Source organism: Bacillus crepusculi (assembly GCF_014764715.1).
In the GTDB taxonomy this organism is placed as follows: Bacteria; Bacillota; Bacilli; order Bacillales; family Bacillaceae; genus Bacillus.
In genome coordinates this window covers 1-18053 of the sequence record NZ_JACXXE010000021.1, presented here as the reverse complement: position 1 = coordinate 18053, position 18053 = coordinate 1, and the positions used below count along the sequence as shown (strand labels likewise).

Here is an 18053-nt window from a genome sequence, read left to right as displayed (position 1 = left end):
GATTTTTTATAAAAACTCGAATTAACAGGTACGTTTTGTCTTGTTTAGTTTTCAAAGAACTTGTTTACCGCTTCAGAAGCGACTAGAACATCTTATCACATCTAAATTGTTAGTGTCAACAACTTTTTTGTTATGATGTTTTTTCGTTTCTTCGTCATCAGCGACGTATATTAATTTACCACCATACAGAATCAAAGTCAACAATATTTTTCATTAAATAATAAATTTTTCTATTACTACTAAAGCCGCTACGCCTGGAATACCCAATAAGCCGCTAATTCCACTTGTTACAGGGTTAATTGCGACATGTAGCCCTAAACTTTCACCAAATAAATTCAAGCAAAATAAAAAAAGAGCACCCGCCACAAACTTCACTCCGATAAGCCCTAACCATTTGAATGGATTCGCTTGAACACCCGACATAAACAACAATAATACAGCAAGCAAAATTGAACCAATCACAATAACAGGTTCCATAATCCTCTCATCTCCTCTTCATATGAATAGTACAAGCATATGAGAGGACTATGTAAAATAGACCTGCTACCTCCAGTTGTTTAAACGCAAATTCCTCTTTTTCGCTTCTCTCAGATAGAAAAAGTACTTCGCTTGAGCAAGCTTTAATTCGAATAGAATGTCCGGTGAAGGCTCAACGCTATTTGCGACAAGCTTTTTTTGTCTGTTCCATTCTTCCTTTTGCTTAAAAAGCTGTTGAATTAGTTTCTCATCGAATTCTTTTCGAATTGATTTTCTGCGAAGAAAACCCATGTACCGTACTTCCCCTTCCTACATCTCACGTCTGCCTTCTAGAGCCTTAGAAAGTGTGACTTCATCTGCATACTCTAAATCTCCGCCTACCGGGAGTCCATGAGCAATGCGAGAGAGTTTAATTCCTGATGGTTTCAACAATCTAGAGATGTACATGGCTGTAGCTTCTCCTTCAATGTTTGGATTGGTTGCAAGAATCACCTCTGTCACTTGATCGTCTTGCAATCTTTTTAATAAGTCAGGAATCTTAATATCTTCCGGTCCAATTCCGTCCATTGGCGAAATGGCACCATGAAGCACATGATATAAGCCGTTATATTCTTTCATCTTTTCCATTGCGATTACATCTTTAGGATCTTGTACTACACAGATAACAGATTGATCTCTCCTTGTATCTTCACAAATATAGCAGGGATCCTGATCAGTGATATGACCGCAAACCGAACAATAAGTTAAATTACGCTTTGCATTTACAAGCGCCTTCGCAAAGTCTAGTACGACATCTTCCTGCATACTAAGAACAAAAAAAGCCAGACGGACCGCAGTTTTCGGTCCGATTCCTGGCAATTTCATAAAGCTATCAATCAGCTTTGATATTGGTTCAGGATATTGCATCTTCAGTTATTCCCCCTAGAATAAACCCGGCATGTTCATTCCTTTTGTGAATTGACCCATTGTTTCATTTGTTAACTCATCGACCTTTTTCAATGCATCATTCGTCGCTGCAAGTACAAGGTCTTGAAGCATATCGATGTCTTCAGGATCAACAACTTCTTCATTAATCGCTACATCAACGACTTCTTTTTGTCCATTTACTTTTACAGTGACCATACCGCCACCTGCCGTACCTTCAAGGACTTTTTCAGCAAGCTCTTCTTGAGCCTTCGCCATATCCTTTTGCATTTTTTGCATTTGTTTCATCATTTTTTGCATATTTCCCATTCCACCGCGCATATGAACACCACTCTCTTTCTTTTAGTTAATCTTTAATTTCAATTAAATCGGTACCTACTAATTTCTTTGCCTCCGCAATCAATGGATCCTCTTCAGCAGGAGTTACCTGACCATCTGCCTGTTCATCCGACTGATGATCCTTTAAAAATTCTTCTCTTATTTTACCCCATTGAGCATCAGGAACGCCAACTAATTCCACTCTTTTTCCTAGCATAGACTCTAGAAGTTGCTCGAGATTGGTTCGAACACCACTTTTATCTTCAGCAACCATTTTACAATGTATTTCAAACTTGAATTTTAAAACAAAGGCGTGAGATGCAGCTGCAACTGGTTCACTATCTGTTAATAGCGCAGCGTGAGACACCTTATTTTGCTGTTTCAGCTGAGCAAGGAGCTCCCCCCATTTGCCTTTTAATTTTTCTAGCTCCGGACGCTTCGCTTCTTTTAGAATCTCGTGAATTCGCCCAACAGGTGCACGATAGCCATTTTTGTTACTCGTTTGTGGTCGAGGTGCTTCCTTTTTTTCTTGAGGACTATGAGACTGAGACATCGGTACACCCTCAGCTCTTAGCCTTGATAGCTCCTGTTCCAGCCTGTCTATTTTATCCGTTAACACTGTTAAATCAGAGCTAGCAGGAGTTTGTGTCATTCCGGCCGTTGACTGACACAGTTTAACAACGGCTACTTCAAAGAAAATCCTTGGATGATTCGTCCATTTCATTTCTTGGTGGCTTTTATTAAGCACTTCAATCGTCTCATACAGAAACTGAGGTGTTACGCGATCTGAGAGCGTCACGAACTTTTCATCGACTTTTACCTTTTCAAGTACTCCTTCAAGATCTGGTGCCGTTTTATAAAGCAGCATATCTCTAAAGTAAAAGATCATGTCCTCTATTAATTTTGCGGCATCTTTCCCCTGCTGGAGCAATTCATTTAATGTATCTAACGCTACAGCAATATTTTGCTCAAAAATAGCTTCGGCAAGCTGACTAATGAAATGCTGAGATACAGCACCTGTAATGAGCAGAGCATCATCAATTGTTAGTTGTTCACCACTAAATGAGATCGCTTGATCCAACAGGCTTAGTGCATCACGCATACCGCCATCTGCTGCACTAGCAATAATCTCGAGCGAGCCCTCTTGTACATTCAGGCTTTCTGCACCTACAATTTTCTCCATTCTTCCAACAATATCTTTTGTCGTGATCCGTTTAAAATCAAATCGCTGACACCGGGATATGATGGTAAGAGGAATCTTATGAGGCTCTGTGGTCGCCAAAATAAAGATACAATGAGCAGGCGGTTCCTCTAGCGTTTTAAGAAGAGCATTAAATGCCCCAATAGAGAGCATATGTACTTCATCTATAATATAAACCTTATATGTAACCGCTGAAGGAGCAAATTTCACTTTATCACGTATATCTCGGATTTCATCTACCCCGTTATTCGAGGCAGCATCTATTTCAATTACGTCTGAAATCGAACCGCTTGTTATCCCTTTACAGGCATCACATTCATTACACGGTTCACTAACAGGTGACTTTTCACAGTTCACTGCTTTTGCAAAAATCTTAGCAGCACTTGTTTTACCTGTTCCTCTAGGACCTGAAAATAAGTAAGCATGAGAAAACTTTTTCTGCAAAAGGGCATTTTGCAACGTTTTTGTGATGTGTTCTTGTCCAACAACATCCTCAAAAACTTGAGGCCTGAACACTCGGTATAAAGCTTGATAACTCACAAATACGCCCTCCTCCATTTATCATCATTTTCATTATACATGATGCAACGATCAATTCAAAAGCACATCTCTATTTTCTAATAAGCAAAAAAGGTGTTTTCATATGAAGCTTTTTTACTTTTCGTGAATCAAAAACAAATTTTCTCGCTTTGCAAAATAAACTGTCAGCCCAAATAGAACTCCAGTTCTTGTTGTAAGTTAGTTTAAAAGCAAATCACCACAAAAAGGCTTTTTGACTATTTGTATCAACCTAGCAACTGAGTTATTCTTTGAACAGCAACAAAAAACTCACCTAGTTAAACTAGATGAGTTACATTTAATATTGATTTACCGTGCACCTTCTGTCGATTCGCTACCCCAAGCGTTACTTAAACAGTTAGCTCGGCCCAGGCAACCCTGCGGCACATGAGAGGTTTCACTTAATGCTGCTTCCTTCCGGACCTGACATGGTTCATGAATTCCCATTGCGCAGGACCCAGACGTCAACACCACTTATTTAAGGCAGACCTTGAAGTAAACGAACCTTGAGAAGGGATTCGGCCTCGCTAGAGCGGATTGCGAGTACAGGGCACCGCTACCTCCCCGCTTAGCACGGCAAAATGAATATTAAATTGTTAGTGACGCAGACATAAGTATACCTTCTTACAGCTGAAATTGCAAACGACGCCCATTCATTTACTTTTCGTTTGTTTCTTCCGCTGACGCAGATCTCGAAAGAATTGACTTAACAGCTCACCACACTCATTTTCAAGCACACCACCAATGACTTCTGACTGATGATTGAACCGCTCATCGTCCAGTAAATTCATTAAAGTACCAGCACATCCACCTTTAGGGTCATATGCACCAAATACGACCTTTTTCACTCTGGAAAGCACAATAGCACCCGCACACATTGGGCATGGTTCGAGCGTAACATAAAGAACAGCTTCTTCTAAACGCCAGCTTCCAGTCGCTTTACACGCTTCATCAATGGCAAGTAATTCTGCATGTGCAATTGAACGCTGCTCACTTTCCCTTAAATTAAAAGCGCGGCTCACAATTTGGTCATCCACAACGATGACGGCACCGATCGGCACTTCTCCTATTTGTTTAGCTTTTAAGGCTTCAGAAATGGCTTCTTGCATAAACTGTTCATCTTTGGTCATAGCACGGCTCTCTTTTCATGTTTTTTAAATGGATATTGAGGTTAACATATTACCACAATCTTTTGAAGGGGGTCTTATTTTGCGAAAACACCAAAAGGCACTGCTGATTATCGACATGATCAATAATTTTGATTTTGAAATGGGACATGTCCTCGCTGAAAAAACAGAGAAAATGACCAATGAAATTTTATCCCTTAAACAAAATGCAATCAAGGAAAATTGGCCAGTCATCTATATTAACGACCACTACGGTCTCTGGAAGGCTGATATCCAAGCTGTTATCAAAACATGTAAAAATGAAAGAAGTGCTCCTATTTTAGAACAAATGACACCATCTAACCAAGATTATTTCTTAATTAAACCTAAGCATTCTGCTTTCTACGGAACAGCACTAGAGACACTTTTAAATGAACTTGGTGTTCAGGATCTTATTTTAACTGGTATTGCAGGAAACATCTGCGTTCTTTTCACTGCAAATGACGCATACATGCGAGAGTACAATCTGATTATACCTACAGATTGTATTGCTTCAAACGACGATAGAGATAACGAATACGCTTTAACAATGATGGAGAACGTTCTTCTTGCAAAAATGACAACTACTAAGGAGATCACGAATGAAAATCAAACATGATTTATCCATAACCCTCATAAATTGTTAGCAATAACAAAGGGGGCGTTGACTATTCAAATTTATGTTGTCAAAAGAGGAGATACTTTAAACGAAATTGCCATGCGCTTTAAAACAACAGTAAATGAAATCATCCGCACAAACGAGATCGAAACACCAAATCAACTTGTCATTGGACAAACAATTGTCATTCCAATTAGAGGTCAATTTTATGAGGTTAAACAAAATGACACACTTTATCAAATTGGGAGACGATTTCAAATTTCAGTGGAAGAATTGGCACGTGTGAATAGGATTCGGCCAGAAGCAATACTTCCTATACGTTTCTTGCTCTATATTCCGCAAAGACCGAAAAGAAACATTAATTCCAATGCTTATATTGAACCTCGTGGAAATCAAGTCAGTGAAAATTTAAAACAGGCAGCTAGAGAAGCTTCTCCATACTTAACGCATTTAGGCGCCTTTAGTTTTCAAGCACAAAGAGACGGAACATTGCGAGAACCACCGTTAGACCAACTACCTCAGATTGCCGCTCAAAGCAGAACCATATTATCCATGGTGGTCACAAATCTAGAAAATGATAAATTCAGTGATGAACTCGGACGAATCCTCTTAACAAACCAATCTGTCAAAACCACATTTTTAAATGAAATCGTCCGTGTTGCTAAAAAGGATCAAATAAAAGAAATCCATTTTGATTTCGAATATTTACGCCCTGCTGATAAAGATGCTTATATTCAATTTTTAAGAGAAGCAACAACCCGTTTCCACCGAGAAGGATGGACAATTTCTGTTGCACTTGCCCCTAAAACAAGTAGTGAACAAAAAGGAAAATGGTATGAAGCTCATGACTATGAAGCCATCGGTAGGATCGTCGATCATGTTGTGTTGATGACCTACGAATGGGGATACAGCGGCGGTCCTGCCCAAGCCGTCTCTCCAATTGGTCCCGTCCGCCAAGTCATTGAATATGCACTGACTGTCATACCGGCCAACAAAATTGTAATGGGACAGAATTTGTATGGATATGATTGGACGCTTCCTTATGTTCAGGGCGGTCCCATCGCCAAAGCCGTCAGCCCTCAACAAGCGATCGCAATTGCAAGAGAGAATAATGTATCCATTCTATATGATGAAACAGCACAAGCTCCCTATTTTCGTTATACAGATGCAAATAACAAAGAGCATGAGGTATGGTTCGAAGACGCAAGATCGATTCAAGCCAAATTTAATCTCATCAAAGAGTTAAACTTGAACGGAATTGCTTACTGGAAACTAGGGCTATCTTTCCCACAAAATTGGCTCTTATTATCAGATCAATTTAATATTGAAAAAAGAACGACATCGTAATCCACTCGTTCTATCTCTTAGAAGGGGTATGGTACAATATACATTGGTTTGACAACTTTATAGATAGAGGAGAACGCCTATGTATCCTGCCCCTTTTATTGCAGTGGAAGGCCCAATTGGAGCCGGAAAAACAACTTTGGCTACAATGCTTGCGAAGGAATTTCAATTTCCTTTAGTAAAAGAGATTGTAGAAGAAAACCCATTCTTAGATAAATTTTATGAAGATATGGAACAATGGAGCTTTCAGCTTGAGATGTTCTTTTTATGCAATCGGTTCAAACAGTTAGAATCTATTGAAGAAAACTATGTGAAAAAACAACAACCGATTGTTACTGATTATCATGTTTATAAAAATATGATATTTGCAGAAAGAACATTATCTAAAAAGCACATGGATAAATACAGAAAGATCTATCACCTGCTAACAGATGATCTTCCTAAACCTAATGTCATGATCTATATAAAAGCCAGCCTTCCCACCTTACTTAAAAGAATACAAATGAGAGGACGCTCGTTTGAAGAAGACATCGATCCAGCTTATTTAAAAACCTTAATTGAAGATTATGAGCTGGCCATTGAACATTTAAAACAAACTGATCCAGGGCTTCCTATCATTACAATTGAAGGAGATCAAACAGATTTCGTTTCCTCACAGCAAGATTACCAGCAAATTGTACAGAACATAAAGGAGCAAGTGCTATGAACAATATCGAAATACCAAAGGACGCAGTCATTACAATCGCGGGGACTGTCGGTGTCGGAAAATCAACTATGACTAAAACAATAGCGGACAAGCTAGGGTTTCAAACCTCTCTTGAAAAAGTAGATGACAATCCATACTTAGAGCCTTTCTATTCAGATTTTCAAAGATGGAGCTTCCATTTACAGGTCTATTTCCTGGCTGAGCGTTTTAAGGAGCAAAAACGAATTTTTGAATCTGGTGGAGGATATGTGCAAGATCGTTCAATCTATGAGGACACGGGTATTTTTGCTAAAATGCATGCCGACAAAGGTACGATGTCTGAGGTAGATTATGAAACGTATACGAGTCTATTTGAAGCGATGGTGATGACACCTTACTTCCCTCACCCTGACGTCCTTATTTATTTAAATGGGGATTTAGATCATATTTTGCATCGGATTGAAGAGCGCGGAAGGGAAATGGAAACCCAAACTGATCGAGCCTATTGGGAAGAAATGTACACCCGATATAATGAATGGATCGAACAATTTGATTTATGCCCAGTGATTAAAATTAATATTGAAGATTATGATTTACTTCATGATGAAAGCTCACTCGATCCCATTCTTCATGAAATTGCTTCTGTTATTCAAAAAAATCGCTCTAAAACAAAATAAAAAAAACCGCTGCATTTCACGAATGCAGCGGTTTGACAATTTCCAATTTTTATGCTTGCGTTTAATTCAACTAAGGTAAAATCAATATGGCGGAGGAAGAGGGATTCGAACCCCCGCGGGCTTTGACACCCCTGTCGGTTTTCAAGACCGATCCCTTCAGCCGGACTTGGGTATTCCTCCGTATCGACAAGAATTAATATATCATATCATTTCATTTGAAGTCAACATCTTTTTACAAAAAAATTTAAACTTGTGTTTTGTTATGATGATCTACCTATAAAAAGCAGCCAAAGTGACGGCTGCTCTGCATCTATTTCGTATCCTGTCTAATTTCCTCAATAAACTGATTCATCTCTTCTTTAAATTCATTTAATGATTCGATAATCTTTGTAAAGTCTGTCACTTGTTTGGCTTGTTCGTTTGTTGAGCTGCTGATTTGCGAGATATTTTCAGACAAAGTGCCAATGCTGTCTTGGATTTCTTTTAAGAAGGTATTGATGGTTTCAGCCGCATCCTTCGAACCATCTGACAATTTACGTACCTCATCGGCAACGACAGCAAAGCCTTTTCCATTTTCACCTGCTCTTGCCGCTTCAATTGCAGCGTTTAGACCAAGCAGATTTGTTTGTCTAGCAATCCCGCCTATGGTTTTGACGACTTCTTCAATGTTCGCAGACTTCTCTTCCGCTCTTCCTGCCTGCTCGCTTATTTCTAGGCTTGTAGCTGCCAACTCTTGTGAATGCGCAGCAATTTGCTCGATTCCACCTTGGAGTTCTTTCGCTACTTTATTAATATGCTCCATATAACCGCTTAATTTCTTTTCGCGATGATGTGAAAAGGCCACTAAAAAAGAGCCAATCACTTTTCTATCTTCATCAAAAATTGGGTAACCTTTTACAGCAACTTCATAGCCGTATAAAGACTCTGGTAAATGACCGTCATATTCCTGTCCTCTTAATGTCGTCGCCACGTTTTGGTCTTCTGGGTTCAATGCGTCCCCTACTTTAATACCAAAATCTATCGTGTTAGACGGGTAATAACAAAGCACTTTCTCTGTATCAGTGATGCCGAAAAGGATACTTTCATCTAGAACTTTTCTGAGTAATTGAGCCATTTCAACATAATAGTCAAGCCTATTCAAGGTTATTCCTTCTTTCCTAGATGCTTTTAGTTCTTTTATCGGCTTATTTTAGAAAAGCTGTAGAACTTTAGGTGAAAAGAATAAGATGCCATAACGGCATCTTATTTCATCACTTCTTTATTTCCCATATATGGACGCAGCACTTCAGGAATGATCACTGTGCCGTCCTCTTGTTGATAGTTTTCTAAAATGGCCGCCACGGTTCTTCCTACCGCTAAACCAGATCCATTTAATGTGTGAACGTGTTCTGGCTTCGCTTTAGGTTCTGGGCGAAAACGAATGTTTGCTCTTCTTGCTTGGAACGCCTCAAAGTTACTGCAAGAAGAAATTTCACGATACGTATTTTGACTCGGAATCCATACTTCGATATCGTATTTCTTCGCAGCAGTGAAGCCTAAATCTCCCGTACACATACTCATGACACGATATGGTAGGTTCAATAGCTGTAGAACTTTTTCTGCTTGATTCGTTAGTTTCTCTAATTCTTCATAAGAATCTTCTGGTCTGACAAATTTCACGAGTTCTACTTTGTTAAATTGATGCTGACGGATGAGTCCGCGTGTATCTCTGCCGGCAGATCCTGCTTCTGATCTAAAGCAAGCACTGAATGCTGCATAATTGATTGGCAGCTGCTCACCTTCTAGAATTTCGTCACGGTGCATGTTGGTGATTGGCACTTCAGCCGTTGGAATGAGAAAATAATCTTCTTCTTGAATTTTAAAGGCATCCTCTTCGAACTTTGGAAGCTGACCCGTTCCTGTCATGCTTGCTCTGTTGACCATATAAGGCGGGAGCACTTCAGTAAAGCCAAACTCATCCACATGTAAATCGAGCATAAAGTTATACAGTGCGCGCTCTAAACGTGCGCCAAGCCCTTTATAAAAAACGAAACGGCTTCCTGTGACTTTTCCTGCACGTTCAAAATCAAGAATGTTTAGCTCATCCGCTACGTCCCAATGTGGTTTTGGCTCAAATGAAAATGCTGGTTGTTCTCCCCATTTTCTCACTTCTACGTTGTCATCTTCTGTTTCACCAACGGGTACAGAATCATGAGGAATATTTGGGATTGAAAATAGGATGGTTTGCAGGCTTTCTTCTACTGTTCTTAGCTCATCATCCAGCTTCTTAATCTCATCTCCGACCTCACGCATTTCTTGAATAATGTGATCGGCGTCTTTCTTTTCTCTTTTTAGAACAGCCACTTGCTGCGATACTTCATTTCTTCGGCTCTTTAATTCTTCTGTTTTACCGATTAATTCTCTTCTTTTTTGATCCAGCTCACCAAACTTATCAAAATCAGCTAAATCTTCGCCTCGGTGCGTTAACTTTTCTTTGATTTGTTCAAAGTCCGTGCGCAATTGTTTAATATCCAGCATGTGTTACACTCCTTTTTTTATCGAAAAATAAAAAGAGCCCTCATCCCATGAAAGGGACGAGAGCTCTCGCGTTGCCACCCTGATTGAAAACATGCAGAAGCATGCTTTCCTCTTTCCTCTGTAACGGCATCACCGTAAATGCTTACTTCTCGTGTTTCAGCATTTCGCTCAAGGATGGATTCAGAATGCATCTTTCACCGATTCTCACCAACCATCGGCTCTCTGAGAAAGAGGGGCTTCTTACTATTTCCCGTCAACGCTTTTTCGATCTTTTATTGTGATTTTAATGTACTATAAGTTTTATCTCTTTTCAACCGTTTTATACAGCGAGCTTCGTTTTGTAGGACTTCACCATCTCAACAAACAGCTTCGTTATCCGGTGGTCGTCTGTCAGCTCTGGATGAAAAGAACAACCTAAGATATTGTGTTCTTTCGCCATCACAATCCTGCCATCATATTCAGCTAAGACCTCTACGCTATCATTTGCGCTAATGATATGAGGCGCGCGGATGAACACCCCTGTAAACGGCGCATCGAGTCCTTTTACTTCTAGATCTGCTTCAAAGCTGTCTACCTGTCTGCCAAATGAATTCCGTGCAACAGATACATTGAACAAGCCAAGATGAGCATCCTCTCGATCTTCTATATGCTTTGCCAGCATAATCAAACCGGCACATGTCCCGAAAATTGGTTTCCCTTGAGCAGCAAACGCTTTGATCGGGTCAATAAATTGGTACGTATCCATGAGTCTTCTCATCGTCGTACTTTCTCCACCAGGGATAATCAGACCGTCAACGGTTTCTAGCTCTTCTACTCGTTTGATCATCTTTCCTTCTGCGCCGCAGGCTTCAATCGATTGAATATGCTCTCTCACTGCTCCTTGAAGCCCTAGTACACCAATTGTTAGCATGTTCGTTTGCGCTCCCTTAATTACCAGCCACGCTCTTGCATACGCTCTTCTGGCAATAGATTTGAAATTTCAATTCCTTTCATGGCTGTTCCTAGCTCTTTAGAAAGTTCAGCAATCAGGCGGTAATCTGTGAAATGAGTTGTTGCTTCCACAATCGCTTTTGCAAATTTAGCTGGATTGTCTGATTTGAAAATACCAGATCCAACAAATACACCGTCTGCACCAAGCTGCATCATTAACGCAGCATCTGCTGGTGTCGCAACACCTCCAGCTGCAAAATTAACAACTGGCAGCTTGCCGTCTTTTTTAATTTGCAGCAATAATTCATAAGGTGCTCCTAGATTCTTGGCTTCTGTCATCAGTTCATCCTCACTCATTGCTGCTACTTTACGAATTTGAGCATTGACCTTTCTCATATGACGGACAGCTTCTACAATGTTACCTGTACCAGGTTCTCCTTTCGTACGTAGCATGGATGCGCCTTCTGCAATCCGGCGGGTTGCTTCCCCTAGGTCACGACATCCACACACAAAAGGTACTGTGTATTCATTTTTATTTAAATGGAATTCCTCATCTGCGGGCGTTAGCACTTCACTCTCATCGATATAATCAACGCCAAGCGCTTCAAGAACACGAGCCTCGACGATGTGGCCGATACGTGCTTTTGCCATGACTGGAATCGTTACCGCATTTTGTACTTCTTCCACGATTCTCGGGTCTGCCATACGGGCAACACCGCCTGCTGCACGGATATCAGCTGGTACTCGCTCTAGTGCCATGACCGCCACCGCACCTGCTTCTTCTGCGATCTTCGCCTGCTCAGCATTGACGACATCCATAATGACGCCACCCTTTTGCATTTCTGCCATTCCACGTTTTACTCGTTCAGTTCCCTTATTGCTCACAATAGTTTCCTCCCATTTGTCTATTCGATTGATTCAACATCTATATCATACAAGTGGGACACTATAACAATAAAGAGAATAGTATAACAATTCCATCAGCTGATGAAAAAGGATAAACCCTTATATATAAAGGATTATCGACTAGAAAATTGATTTTTCCTCTTTTATGTGTGTTTTTACATGCTATAATGCAACTATAACAATCCGAACAGCATATAACAATTTCAGATTCATTGGAGGAGTCTCATGCATATTGATATCCATCGACATTCAGATACATCTCTTTCAAATCAGATTTACTTTTCAATCGTTGATCACATTCAATCGGGGCTGCTTCAGCAGGGAGAGAAGCTGCCGACTGTACGTGATTTAGCGAAGCAGCTCAATGTCAGTCTTGTAACAGCAGCAAAAGCATACACACGGCTTAAGGACGACGGGTATTTAACAACTGTGCAAGGTAAAGGGACGTTTGTCGATGAGCAGCATAAGCAAACTGACATCCCCGTTCAATCATCTACCTCTTTCGATTGGCAGTTATCCATTCCAGATTATTTACCAAGGTCTCAATTCGCTCAGTATCACTATGTAGAAGAAGCCATCAACCTTTCTTCCTCTATGATCGATCCAGGACTATTACCTAATCGGTATTTAGAAAAAGAAATGCAGCATGTACTAGCCAGGCATCCTCAAATTATGTCGAAGTACGGAGAAATACAAGGTGACCTTCAGCTTCGTCAGGTCATTCAGTCCTTTTTAGAAAAGTTAGATGTGCCTTCTACGCCTGAAAATATCCTTGTGACAAGTGGTTCTCAGCAAGGGCTTGATCTGGTGGCACGTACGTTTATCGGGCCGGATGATGTCATCGTCATGGAAGCACCAACCTATCCGGGTGCGATTGACGTCTTTATGGGCAGAGGGGCAAGAATTATTACGGTCCCTGTCGATCATGAAGGAATGAACATGAAGCAGCTTCAAAGCATTTGCGATAAATATAAACCAAAGCTCATTTATACGATTCCTACTTTTCACAGTCCGACAGGCGCCAGTATGTCGATGAAACGCAGAAAACAGCTTCTCTCGCTGGCACAAAGCATTGATTGTCTTATTCTAGAAGATGATCCCTATCGTGAACTTTATTTTGAAAAGAAGCCGCCAGCACCAATCAAAAGTCTAGATCACGATGGACATGTCATTTATTTACGAGGATTAAGTAAAACACTGGCTCCTGGATGCAGAATTGGGATTATTACAGCATCAGGCTCTATATTTAATCGTTTATTAGCTGCAAAGGCCAATAATGATTTAGGGAGTCCTCTTCTTACACAAAAAGCCATATTACCGTTTCTGACATCGAAGAAGATGATTGATCATACGAAGAAGTTAAGAACGGCCTTGAAAGTCAGACGCGATTTAATGATGGATGTTTTAACGAAGCATGCACCAAAAGACGTCACGTGGCAAATACCACAAGGAGGCCTCAATTTATGGCTCAGCTTCCCTTCCTGGGTCGATACACGTGCACTCTTACATGAAGCGCGTAAACAGCAAATCACCTTTCTGCCAGGCTCTGTCTGCTATCCTGGGGAACCGAAGCAGAATTATATCCGTCTCAGCTTTTCTTATGTGAATGAAAAGGCACTGACTGAAGGAATGGAAAAGTTATGTGGTATTTTTCAGCAGGCTTTGTCTACACCTCAAAATCACAAACAATCCCTTTTCTTTTAACGATAAAAAACTGCTCTCTATGCATGAGAGCAGTTTTTTATTAGAACCAACCTTTTACTGTATCAACGATTCCGCCCCAAATGCCAGCGAAAAATCCACCTACACCACGCATGGCAAGGATGAACCAGTTTGCTTTTTCATCGCCTGTTTTCGTCACAAGCTCAACACCTGATTGGTCTTTATTCAAATAGCCATAGTCCTTCTCATCACCAGAATAAGAAGTCGTTAGCATGCCAACCTTCGTTCCTTTTTTAATAGGAGCTTCTAGGTTCTTTTTTTCGATATTTACTTTTGCTTTATAGCTCTTCTCGTCTCCATTTTTTACTGGTACAGAGAAAGCTTCTTTTGTTACAACGGGTACTTCTTTATCTTTACCTTTATCGACTTCGATGTTTTCATGTCCTTTGATCTGTTGACCTTTTTTGTACATTTCTTTCATCGTAAAGTTTTTAAAAGCATAGTCAAATAGTTTTTTCGCCACGTCGAAACGTGCTGTATGAATATTTCCTTTTGCATTCAAGATGACTGCGATCACACGCATATCACCACGTTTTGCTGTTCCTGTGAAGCTAGAACCTGCTGAATCAGTAGACCCCGTTTTTAGACCGTCTACTCCTTCATATTCTTTCACAAGTCCTTTAAGCATAAAGTTCCAGTTTGGCATGTCCATTTCATCGTCTGTGCCTTCTCTGAACTTCGTTTTAGCGATACTTGCTGTTTCAAGAATTTCTGGATGGTCTTTTATAAGATGCTGTGCAAGCAATGCCATATCCTTCGCAGATACTTCACTTTCTTCATTAGGACCCGTACCCTTTGGCTGTTTGCCATGTAAGTCTTTATTTTCTAGTCCAGTTGCATTGACGAATTTGTAGTGTGTTAAACCTAGTTCTTTCGCTTTTGCGTTCATTTTTTCAACGAACTTCGATTCTGATCCAGCGATCACCTCTGCTAGACCAATCGCTGCCGCATTTGCTGAATAAATAGCCGTTGCTTGATAAAGTTCTTTGACTGTATACGAGCCATCTTTTCTCAAAGGAACGTTGGATAAACTGCGGTCCTGAGAAATTTCGTATACATAATCATCTGGCGTATACGTTTGATCCCATTTCACTTTGCCTTCAGAAATTGCTTCTAGCAATAGATACTCTGTCATCATCTTTGCCATACTTGCAATAGGCAGTCTTTGTTCTGCGTTTTTACTATAAAGAATTTTACCTGTAGAAGCTTCAATAAGGATGGCTGCTTTCGCATTCACATTGAATGGATCTTCAGCCGCTTTTGCTTTGGACATTGGTGTAAAAGCTGTAACAATCAATGCCAGTGCAAGGATAGAGACCATAAGCTGTTTCAACATCTTGCTGTTCAATCGTCATACCTCCGTATTCATCTTTTTTCGACGTTTTTCATATATATTTAATCCACAAGGGCTTATTTCAACACAACAGTATAAATTTTATCACAATAAAGACAAAAAAAATAGACAGAGTCATAGACCCTGTCAAATGTAATTTGATTGTCACAATTTATCAAGAAATTGTGTAGTTTGGTGATTCTTTAGTAATTTGTACATCATGTGGATGACTCTCACGAAGACCTGCACCCGTCATGCGAATGAACTGAGCTTCTTCTCTCAGTGCACGTAAGTCTTGTGATCCACAATAGCCCATACCAGAACGAATGCCGCCAACTAGTTGGTACACTGTATCAACGACTGGTCCTTTGTATGGTGTACGGCCTTCGATACCTTCTGGAACGAATTTTTTATTATCTTCTTGGAAGTAACGGTCTTTACTTCCTTTTTCCATTGCCGCAACAGAACCCATACCGCGATAAACCTTGAAGCGTCTACCTTGGAAAATTTCTGTTTCTCCTGGGCTTTCAGATGTACCAGCTAGAAGGCTTCCGAGCATGACGGCATGTCCACCAGATGCTAGTGCTTTCACGATATCACCTGAATATTTAATACCACCATCTGCAATAATAGATTTACCATGTTTTCTTGCTTCTGTTGCACAGTCATAAATGGCTGTGATTTGTGGTACACCGACACCTGCAACAACACGTGTTGTACAAATGGAACCTGGTCCGATACCAACTTTCACAATATCTGCTCCTGCTTCAAACAATGCTTTCGTTGCTTCAGCTGTTGCAACGTTACCAGCAATGATGTTAAGAGCAGGATACGTTTCACGGATTTTCGTTACAGTGTTTAGAACACCTTGAGAATGACCGTGTGCTGTATCAATGACAATGACATCAACATTGGCTTCTACTAATTTTTTCACACGAGTCATTGTATCGCCAGTGACACCAACAGCGGCACCAACAATTAAACGGCCATGTGCATCTTTAGAGGAGTTAGGGAATTCAATCACTTTTTCAATATCTTTGATTGTGATGAGACCTTTTAACGTTCCTTCGTCATCTAAAAGAGGTAATTTTTCAATTTTATATTGCTGTAGGATTTTTTCAGCTTCTTCTAATGTTGTTCCAACAGAAGCTGTCACAAGTTCCTCTTTTGTCATCACGTCGCTAATCTTCATTGAATAATCCGAAATAAAACGAAGGTCACGGTTCGTAATAATACCAACAAGCTTTTGATCTTGTTCGTTGTTTACAATCGGCACACCAGAAATACGGTATTTACCCATTAAATGCTCAGCATCGAATACTTGATGCTCTGGTGTTAAGAAAAATGGATTTGTAATAACGCCACGCTCAGATCGTTTTACCTTGTCCACTTGTTCTGCCTGCTGTTCAATGGACATGTTCTTATGAATGATACCAAGACCGCCTTGACGTGCCATTGCAATCGCCATTTGTGATTCTGTCACAGTATCCATTCCTGCACTAATAATTGGAATGTTTAGCTTTAATGTGCTTGTTAACTCAACTGATAAATCGACATCACGCGGAAGTACCTCAGACTTTGCTGGAACAAGCAAAACATCGTCAAACGTCAAACCTTCTTTTGAAAATTTACTTTCCCACATTAGTAAATCCCCCTCTTTTCGGCAAAATATTATATGTAGATTATCAACTAGGAAACAGCATGTCAAGGAAGCAACAAACAGTTGCAATTTTTAGAAAATATTAAGAGAGTTGGAGAAGAAGATGAAAAGTTCAGGATGGAAGGATTTAAAACGTTTTTACTCACTCGAAACCTCCCAGAAGTTTCTATTTCAACAATATGAGAAACGGAACATTCAGGATGCGAACGGACAGGCCTATAAAAACTGTGAGCGCTTTATTTACTTTTTAAAACATGGCCACACATTCTATGAACAGGCTGCCATCGCTCCACTAGAACTTAAGCCAATTTTATTATTTTATGGGATGGCGCAGTTGCTAAAAGCATGTTTGCTTACTGTTGATCCTCATTATCCTTCTCAAACTTCTGTCTTAGCTCATGGCGTAACATCAAGGAAAAGAAAGAAACAGCATTACCGTTTTAGTGAAGATGAAGTGAAAATCCAGCGAAATGGATTATGCATGCATGTGTTAAAGCACCTATTTCATTTGAACGGTCTTGAAGATGAGCGCTTTACCATGATCAATCTTCTTTCAAAAATACCTGAAATGAGCCATGTTCTTGAGTTTCAAAAACAGCCCTCGGCATTAGTGAAAGTCGAATATGCCAATGGAATGTTGATTCAAGATCATATACCATTACTTTATAACATGTCGGCTGATCGATTTATTGAGTACTTTGAGTTCCATACAAGTTGGAAGCTCAAACAGAGAGAAGCCAAAAAACTAACATTTGATGTATTTCTTGAAGAGAATCCTGCTTTCTCTACTCATCTTCATTATGATTTAGAAATAAATCAATGGTTTATTCCGTCAACACGGGATGCATTTTTAGGGATCCCTGAGATCATCAGCCATTACTTATTAATGTATAACCTCAGTATGATTGCCCGCTATGAGACAGAGTGGTGGTATGAGCTGTTGTCTCAATACATTAGTGATGATTACGTCATGATTGAACGCTACATGGAGATTGCAGAGGAAAAGTTTCCAGCTTATATCATGATGCTGTTAGAAG

General features: G+C 40.0%; 17 protein-coding genes, 1 tRNA gene, 1 other RNA gene, 1 pseudogene and 1 other annotated feature. Of the genes and pseudogenes, 6 read left to right on the top strand and 14 right to left on the bottom strand.

From position 1 onward, the window contains the following. Positions 1 to 213: 213 nt before the first annotated feature. From IEE86_RS18775 to tadA, 7 genes are all read right to left on the bottom strand, one after another. Positions 214 to 477: a pro-sigmaK processing inhibitor BofA family protein gene (locus IEE86_RS18775; RefSeq protein ID WP_191098510.1), complete on the bottom strand. Its 264-nt coding sequence runs from the start codon at positions 475 to 477 to the stop codon at positions 214 to 216. Between the two features lie 66 nt (positions 478 to 543). Further along, on the bottom strand, positions 544 to 768 hold the full coding sequence (locus IEE86_RS18770; RefSeq protein ID WP_003218088.1) for a YaaL family protein: 225 nt from the start codon (positions 766 to 768) through the stop codon (positions 544 to 546). Positions 769 to 786: 18 nt separating this feature from the next. After that, positions 787 to 1383 (bottom strand): recombination protein RecR, encoded by a 597-nt coding sequence (gene recR, locus IEE86_RS18765; protein WP_003218094.1) that lies wholly within the window; start codon positions 1381 to 1383, stop codon positions 787 to 789. Between the two features lie 15 nt (positions 1384 to 1398). After that, positions 1399 to 1722, bottom strand: a complete 324-nt coding sequence (locus tag IEE86_RS18760; protein ID WP_008342011.1) for a YbaB/EbfC family nucleoid-associated protein — start codon at positions 1720 to 1722, stop codon at positions 1399 to 1401. A 25-nt stretch (positions 1723 to 1747) separates the two neighbouring features. Then, positions 1748 to 3460, bottom strand: a complete 1713-nt coding sequence (dnaX, locus tag IEE86_RS18755; RefSeq protein ID WP_191098509.1) for a DNA polymerase III subunit gamma/tau — start codon at positions 3458 to 3460, stop codon at positions 1748 to 1750. A 330-nt stretch (positions 3461 to 3790) separates the two neighbouring features. Further along, an RNA gene (ffs, locus tag IEE86_RS18750) (signal recognition particle sRNA large type) lies at positions 3791 to 4055 on the bottom strand. Between the two features lie 76 nt (positions 4056 to 4131). Continuing rightward, on the bottom strand, positions 4132 to 4608 hold the full coding sequence (gene tadA / locus IEE86_RS18745; protein ID WP_191098508.1) for a tRNA adenosine(34) deaminase TadA: 477 nt from the start codon (positions 4606 to 4608) through the stop codon (positions 4132 to 4134). Between the two features lie 79 nt (positions 4609 to 4687). On the opposite strand from tadA, the gene IEE86_RS18740 reads away from it, so the two are divergent. From IEE86_RS18740 to IEE86_RS18725, 4 genes are all read left to right on the top strand, one after another. Continuing rightward, positions 4688 to 5242 (top strand): cysteine hydrolase family protein, encoded by a 555-nt coding sequence (locus IEE86_RS18740; protein ID WP_224741093.1) that lies wholly within the window; start codon positions 4688 to 4690, stop codon positions 5240 to 5242. Between the two features lie 99 nt (positions 5243 to 5341). Beyond that, positions 5342 to 6589 (top strand): glycoside hydrolase family 18 protein, encoded by a 1248-nt coding sequence (locus IEE86_RS18735; protein ID WP_411955712.1) that lies wholly within the window; start codon positions 5342 to 5344, stop codon positions 6587 to 6589. Between the two features lie 79 nt (positions 6590 to 6668). Further along, positions 6669 to 7292, top strand: coding sequence for a deoxynucleoside kinase (locus IEE86_RS18730; protein WP_191098505.1), 624 nt, complete (start codon positions 6669 to 6671; stop codon positions 7290 to 7292). Next, positions 7289 to 7948, top strand: a complete 660-nt coding sequence (locus tag IEE86_RS18725; protein ID WP_191098504.1) for a deoxynucleoside kinase — start codon at positions 7289 to 7291, stop codon at positions 7946 to 7948. The genes IEE86_RS18730 and IEE86_RS18725 overlap by 4 nt, the downstream gene beginning before the upstream one ends. An 87-nt stretch (positions 7949 to 8035) precedes the next feature. On the opposite strand, the gene IEE86_RS18720 is transcribed toward IEE86_RS18725, so the two are convergent. From IEE86_RS18720 to pdxS, 5 genes and pseudogenes are all read right to left on the bottom strand, one after another. Then, positions 8036 to 8128: transfer RNA gene (locus IEE86_RS18720), tRNA-Ser, on the bottom strand. 130 nt (positions 8129 to 8258) lie between these two features. Then, positions 8259 to 8591, bottom strand: a pseudogene (locus IEE86_RS19730) (methyl-accepting chemotaxis protein); the annotation flags it as partial. Between the two features lie 599 nt (positions 8592 to 9190). Next, the gene (gene serS, locus IEE86_RS18710) at positions 9191 to 10465 is read right to left on the bottom strand and encodes a serine--tRNA ligase (RefSeq protein ID WP_191098502.1); all 1275 of its coding nucleotides are present in this window, start codon (positions 10463 to 10465) and stop codon (positions 9191 to 9193) included. A 49-nt stretch (positions 10466 to 10514) separates the two neighbouring features. Beyond that, positions 10515 to 10731 (bottom strand) — a binding site (T-box leader). A 53-nt stretch (positions 10732 to 10784) separates the two neighbouring features. Beyond that, positions 10785 to 11375 (bottom strand): pyridoxal 5'-phosphate synthase glutaminase subunit PdxT, encoded by a 591-nt coding sequence (gene pdxT / locus IEE86_RS18705; protein ID WP_191098501.1) that lies wholly within the window; start codon positions 11373 to 11375, stop codon positions 10785 to 10787. A 20-nt stretch (positions 11376 to 11395) separates the two neighbouring features. Then, the gene (gene pdxS, locus IEE86_RS18700; RefSeq protein WP_034666107.1) at positions 11396 to 12280 is read right to left on the bottom strand and encodes a pyridoxal 5'-phosphate synthase lyase subunit PdxS; all 885 of its coding nucleotides are present in this window, start codon (positions 12278 to 12280) and stop codon (positions 11396 to 11398) included. A 246-nt stretch (positions 12281 to 12526) separates the two neighbouring features. Here pdxS and pdxR point away from each other — a divergent pair, with 246 nt between their 5' ends. Then, positions 12527 to 14005: a MocR-like pyridoxine biosynthesis transcription factor PdxR gene (gene pdxR, locus IEE86_RS18695; RefSeq protein ID WP_191098500.1), complete on the top strand. Its 1479-nt coding sequence runs from the start codon at positions 12527 to 12529 to the stop codon at positions 14003 to 14005. A gap of 40 nt (positions 14006 to 14045) precedes the next feature. On the opposite strand, the gene IEE86_RS18690 is transcribed toward pdxR, so the two are convergent. Further along, entirely contained in the window at positions 14046 to 15371 is a 1326-nt protein-coding gene (locus IEE86_RS18690) for a D-alanyl-D-alanine carboxypeptidase family protein (protein ID WP_191098499.1), read from the bottom strand. A gap of 160 nt (positions 15372 to 15531) precedes the next feature. Further along, complete coding sequence (gene guaB, locus IEE86_RS18685) at positions 15532 to 16998, bottom strand: IMP dehydrogenase (protein WP_191098498.1); 1467 nt, start codon at positions 16996 to 16998, stop codon at positions 15532 to 15534. Positions 16999 to 17119: 121 nt separating this feature from the next. Between guaB and IEE86_RS18680 the strand changes: the two genes are divergently transcribed. Beyond that, positions 17120 to 18053 (top strand): YaaC family protein (locus IEE86_RS18680; RefSeq protein WP_191098497.1); only part of this gene is annotated, 934 nt, incomplete at its 3' end.

Coding starts and splice junctions, on each gene's coding strand:
- IEE86_RS18735 (WP_411955712.1), top strand. CDS start 5,342: ATGCGCTTTAAAACAACAGTAAATGAAATCATCCGCACAAACGAGATC.
- guaB (WP_191098498.1), bottom strand. CDS start 16,998: ATGTGGGAAAGTAAATTTTCAAAAGAAGGTTTGACGTTTGACGATGTT.
- recR (WP_003218094.1), bottom strand. CDS start 1,383: ATGCAATATCCTGAACCAATATCAAAGCTGATTGATAGCTTTATGAAA.
- IEE86_RS18725 (WP_191098504.1), top strand. CDS start 7,289: ATGAACAATATCGAAATACCAAAGGACGCAGTCATTACAATCGCGGGG.
- serS (WP_191098502.1), bottom strand. CDS start 10,465: ATGCTGGATATTAAACAATTGCGCACGGACTTTGAACAAATCAAAGAA.
- IEE86_RS18760 (WP_008342011.1), bottom strand. CDS start 1,722: ATGCGCGGTGGAATGGGAAATATGCAAAAAATGATGAAACAAATGCAA.
- IEE86_RS18770 (WP_003218088.1), bottom strand. CDS start 768: ATGGGTTTTCTTCGCAGAAAATCAATTCGAAAAGAATTCGATGAGAAA.
- pdxT (WP_191098501.1), bottom strand. CDS start 11,375: ATGCTAACAATTGGTGTACTAGGGCTTCAAGGAGCAGTGAGAGAGCAT.
- tadA (WP_191098508.1), bottom strand. CDS start 4,608: ATGACCAAAGATGAACAGTTTATGCAAGAAGCCATTTCTGAAGCCTTA.
- pdxR (WP_191098500.1), top strand. CDS start 12,527: ATGCATATTGATATCCATCGACATTCAGATACATCTCTTTCAAATCAG.
- IEE86_RS18775 (WP_191098510.1), bottom strand. CDS start 477: ATGGAACCTGTTATTGTGATTGGTTCAATTTTGCTTGCTGTATTATTG.
- IEE86_RS18730 (WP_191098505.1), top strand. CDS start 6,669: ATGTATCCTGCCCCTTTTATTGCAGTGGAAGGCCCAATTGGAGCCGGA.